The organism is Paraburkholderia sp. SIMBA_030 (assembly GCF_046535245.1).
Lineage (GTDB): Bacteria > Pseudomonadota > Gammaproteobacteria > Burkholderiales > Burkholderiaceae > Paraburkholderia.
Genome location: NZ_JAWRXB010000172.1, coordinates 1 through 349 on the forward strand (window position 1 = coordinate 1; position 349 = coordinate 349).

General features: G+C 60.7%; 1 pseudogene. It reads right to left on the minus strand.

What is annotated here, in order from left to right:
* A pseudogene (locus tag SB772_RS39535) lies at positions 1-349 on the minus strand (hypothetical protein); the annotation flags it as partial.

Below are 349 nucleotides of genomic sequence, written 5' to 3' on the forward strand. Positions count from 1 at the left end.
AATCGAAAAACTCTGCGACGCCTGATAGCTATACGGCGAAAGATCATCCGCAGCGTGGCGGAAGGTCATGTCCACTTGTTGGCGGCTGAGGGAGACGATATCCCAAAGCCCGAGCCAGCCATCACCGTGTAGATGTAGCGGATCGGCCTTGTTTGCGCGGAAGCAATAATCGCGGCCGTCAACGGTCATGACATTGTCGCCGACCCGGTTGCCGAAAGGCACCAGAGGGAAACTGGCGGAGCCGCCATCGGCACCGCCAGCGGCCACCATGAAGGCACGGCCGCGAAAACTGGCGCTGTGGATCGCGCCGCCAAGACGGGACAGGGAGATTTGAAGATCGCCATCGGCG